The 463-nt window shown below is 76.5% G+C and carries 1 protein-coding gene; it reads right to left on the bottom strand.

Features of this window, described 5'->3' with window-relative positions:
* A partial coding sequence (locus C1J00_RS44140) for an ABC transporter permease subunit (protein WP_439333492.1) occupies window positions 1-463 on the bottom strand: 463 nt, incomplete at both ends.

Below are 463 nucleotides of genomic sequence, written 5' to 3'. Positions count from 1 at the left end.
GCGCGGTGGCCGTGTGCGGCAGCGCGTCCCGTTGCCCGGTACCCGGCAGGACCAGTGCCGCGACCAGCAGCGCGACGACGAACAGGTTCGTGCCCACCGCCTGGAGCAGCGGCTCGGCCCAGCCCGACGGGTGCAGCCGCGTCAGCTGGCTCTGCGCCACCCCGACGCCCAGCGCCACCACCACCGCGACCGGCAGGCTCCGCATCCGCGCCGCCACCGCGACCGCCACGACCTCCATCACGAGCAGCGACAGACCGTACGGGTCGAGCCGCACGTACGGCGCCAGCAGCACACCCGTCAGACCGGCCGTGAACGAACCGAACGCCCACCCCGTGGCCGCGACCCGGTCCGCGTCGACACCGCCCAGCACGGCCAGCCGCCGGTCGTCGACCACGGCCCGCAGCTCCCGCCCGAACCGCGTCCGGCGGACCACCGCCGCGACCCCGGCCGCCAGCACCAGCAC

This window comes from Streptomyces cahuitamycinicus (genome assembly GCF_002891435.1).
Taxonomy (GTDB): Bacteria; Actinomycetota; Actinomycetes; order Streptomycetales; family Streptomycetaceae; genus Streptomyces; species Streptomyces cahuitamycinicus.
The sequence above is the reverse complement of the archived record's forward strand: the minus strand, read 5'-3'. Positions and strand labels throughout refer to the sequence as shown.